The organism is Candidatus Bandiella numerosa, from assembly GCF_021811875.1.
Lineage (GTDB): Bacteria > Pseudomonadota > Alphaproteobacteria > Rickettsiales > Midichloriaceae > Aquirickettsia > Aquirickettsia numerosa_A.
On the sequence record NZ_JAJBJD010000138.1, the window covers coordinates 1 to 2,965 of the forward strand.

General features: G+C 30.3%; 5 protein-coding genes and 1 tRNA gene. All 6 read right to left on the reverse strand.

Features of this window, described 5'->3' with window-relative positions:
- Positions 1 to 86: 86 nt before the first annotated feature.
- Entirely contained in the window at positions 87 to 638 is a 552-nt protein-coding gene (locus L8D11_RS04615; RefSeq protein ID WP_236870500.1) for a deoxycytidylate deaminase, read from the reverse strand.
- Between the two features lie 75 nt (positions 639 to 713).
- Positions 714 to 1,532 carry a PhzF family phenazine biosynthesis protein gene (locus L8D11_RS04620; RefSeq protein ID WP_236870501.1) on the reverse strand — a complete coding sequence of 273 codons (819 nt, stop codon included), beginning with the start codon at positions 1,530 to 1,532 and terminating at the stop codon, positions 714 to 716.
- Complete coding sequence (locus tag L8D11_RS04625; RefSeq protein WP_236870502.1) at positions 1,529 to 1,681, reverse strand: winged helix-turn-helix domain-containing protein; 153 nt, start codon at positions 1,679 to 1,681, stop codon at positions 1,529 to 1,531. Before L8D11_RS04625 ends, L8D11_RS04620 begins: the two co-directional genes overlap by 4 nt.
- Positions 1,681 to 2,229: a response regulator gene (locus L8D11_RS04630; protein WP_236870503.1), complete on the reverse strand. Its 549-nt coding sequence runs from the start codon at positions 2,227 to 2,229 to the stop codon at positions 1,681 to 1,683. Before L8D11_RS04630 ends, L8D11_RS04625 begins: the two co-directional genes overlap by 1 nt.
- 33 nt (positions 2,230 to 2,262) lie before the next feature.
- Positions 2,263 to 2,337: transfer RNA gene (locus L8D11_RS04635), tRNA-Thr, on the reverse strand.
- Positions 2,338 to 2,551: 214 nt separating this feature from the next.
- Positions 2,552 to 2,785 carry a hypothetical protein gene (locus L8D11_RS04640; RefSeq protein ID WP_236870504.1) on the reverse strand — a complete coding sequence of 78 codons (234 nt, stop codon included), beginning with the start codon at positions 2,783 to 2,785 and terminating at the stop codon, positions 2,552 to 2,554.
- Positions 2,786 to 2,965 lie beyond the last annotated feature (180 nt).

The following is a 2,965-nucleotide window of genomic DNA, read 5'->3' on the forward strand; positions in this document are numbered from 1 at the left end:
TTACTCTTCTCTATACGTTCTTCTGCTTCTCTTACTAAAAATGACATTTTGCCTCCTCTTTCGTATGTACTTATCTTTTCATTCTATCATATATGTTTCTTTCTGCCTATTATGCAATGGTCTTTAATCTCAAATTCGTTTCCTTGATACAATCCTTTCAAGTTTATTAATTTGCCTGAAAATTTTCTTATTTTTATATTTGCTTCAAGCATCAATTCATTTGATATTTCAATACTTTCTTGCCAATTTGCATATTGATTATCTTTAATATTTCCTGGAAAATTCTCATCGTATATTACCTCAATTATTCCAGCTTGAATTATGCTTTTAGTACATCTAGAGCATGGTATCCAAGGTGTATAAATAGAGCATCCTTTTGATGATATCCCATTTCTTGCGCAGTGCAATATAGCATTTTCCTCGGCATGGTTTGAAGAAAGATATTTGTAGTTTTTATCAGTATACCTGCTTAATTTATCATCAATATTTCTGGGTAACCCATTAAAGCCTGTTGAAATAATTTCATTGTCAACTCCAACAATTACAGCTCCTACTCTTGTGCTTGGGTCCTTGCTTTTCATTGATATAAGATAAGACAGAGTCATAAAATATTCATCCCAAGTGTAATTTTTCAGCATAATTTATTAATACCTTTTAACATATAACAAATAGATACCCCATGAGTATAGATTTTAAAAGCTAATTTTGAGTCTTTATTTATATTTAACTTTTTGTAATATGGGGAATTCATAGTTATGAGTGGTTATGGCCTGACCAGAAATAATTACTCTATCACCTAAATCTTTGCATCTGATTATCCCCCCTCTCATTGACGCTTGATACGCTATCATTTCGTCCTTTTTTAATTTTTTAGCCCAATATGGTATTAATCTGCAATGTGCCGAACCACAAACTGGATCTTCATCAATGCCAACAGAAGGAGCGAAATATCTTGATATAAAATCATATTTATTATCTTTTGAGGTAATTAATAGCGCTCTATATGGAAGAGATGATATTAATTCCAAATTTGGTATAAAATTTCTTACTTCATTATTATATTTCAACTCTGCAAATAATATATTTCCTGAAATGCCTAAGTAAATAATATTAAGGTTTTTTAAAATCTCATCAATAACCTTATTTGACTTCATTTTTATTATATTAACACTGGGGAAATTTAAACTTATCCATCCATTCATTTCAGAAGCTATAAATTTATTATTGGAGTTAAAAAAATTTATTTCGGTATTTTTCTCAATTATTTTGTTTTGGTATAATACATGCGCAGAAGCTAATGTTGCATGAACGCAGATTGGGGCTTCAGACACAGGTGTAAACCATCTAATATCAAAATTATTTTTAGAAGTATTTTTTAAAAATGCCGTTTCTGAAATATTATTTTTAGTTGATATGTTCTGCATTTCAATAATATCAGGAAAATCATCTATAATGCATACAGCAGCTGGATTACCATGGTTTGCATTTGTGGTGAAAGCATTAACAAATGTAATTATAATTTGTGGTTTCATGACTTAAGTATATAGCCAACAGATCTTACTGTTTTAATTAATTCAAATTTAGTATTACTAGCTTTGCTTATCGCCTTACGCAATCTTGTAATATGGACATCTACTGTTCTTTGGTCAACATAAACTGTAGCTCCCCATATTCTATTCATTAAAGTTTTTTTAGATATAATTTTTCAGGTATTTCTAAAAAAATTTGAAGCATTTGAAATTCAATTGGTGACAATTTCAATTCCATCTTGTCATTGTATGCTTTATAATTTTCAGGGTCAATTTCTATTCCAGCATATGTTAATTTAGTATTTGAAAACACTGGTCTAGCCCTTCTAAGTAATGCTTTAATTCTTGCAACCAATTCTGAGCTATTAAAAGGTTTTGATATATAATCGTCAGCACCATTATCAAGGCCAACTACCTTTTCAAAATTTTCACCTCTTGATGACAGCATCAATATAGGAATCTTTGCAGTAGCAGGTGTTTTTCTTAGGTCCGCACATATTTCTATACCAGATTTTCCCGGTAGTAACCAATCTAAAACAATTAAATCTGGTTCACATTTTGTAATAATTTCTATTGCATTGATACCGTCACTTAATATGGTTGCGGTAAAATTCTTTTGTTCTAAGTAATTTTTAATGGTATATGAAATCTCCGGTTCATCCTCAATAACTAATATGTTAGCTTTTATATTTTTAATCATCTTATAAAAAATACGGTCATCTCACAAAAAATATGGTGCCGAATGTCTGATTTGAACAGACGACCTACCGCTTACAAGGCGGTTGCTCTACCACTGAGCTAATTCGGCATATCTAGATCAACATTCCACTATAAACCTAATATCTTTAAAATTAAATTTTGTCAACTTGAAATGAGTTTCATTGTTGGCATTGCCCAATAACTATAGATATCCAATTACGATAATAAGACAAGCAATATGGCAATATGCTTTTGCATCACTAACTATTGCATAAATCAAAGATCGCCACCATAATTGTTTTCATCAAATTCCAAATTTAGCTTCACATATCTTCATCAACAACAAATAACTTTTCTTCCGTATTAGCTTCTGTGCTGGTGTTATCAGCTTCTGTGCTGGTGTCATCAATATCATCATATTTTTTAGGAGCATTTAATAACTTTTCTAAGTTTGAGAAAGTTAAGGAATGGTTTTTATCGGGTGTTAGGAATTTTAAATGTTCTTGAGATTCTTGAAGTTTTTGAAATTCTTGAAATTCTTGAAAGTCTTCTTCCATAGGCTTTAGCTGTAATAGTTAAGATATCAGCTGACAGACACCTTAAAAAACATTAATAAAGGCCGTTGCATAAATGCAAAGCAAGGAAGATATGCAATAAATGGATTTAAAAAATTAGATTCATATAAAGAAGAACGATAAGTTTGGTATAAAAGCTGATAGAATAATAGGAATTCAAGA

Excerpts from the sequence above, each read along its gene's own strand:
- L8D11_RS04630 (WP_236870503.1), bottom strand. The coding sequence starts at position 2,229 with ATGATTAAAAATATAAAAGCTAACATATTAGTTATTGAGGATGAACCG.
- L8D11_RS04640 (WP_236870504.1), bottom strand. The coding sequence starts at position 2,785 with ATGGAAGAAGACTTTCAAGAATTTCAAGAATTTCAAAAACTTCAAGAA.
- L8D11_RS04620 (WP_236870501.1), bottom strand. The coding sequence starts at position 1,532 with ATGAAACCACAAATTATAATTACATTTGTTAATGCTTTCACCACAAAT.
- L8D11_RS04625 (WP_236870502.1), bottom strand. The coding sequence starts at position 1,681 with ATGAATAGAATATGGGGAGCTACAGTTTATGTTGACCAAAGAACAGTA.
- L8D11_RS04615 (WP_236870500.1), bottom strand. The coding sequence starts at position 638 with ATGCTGAAAAATTACACTTGGGATGAATATTTTATGACTCTGTCTTAT.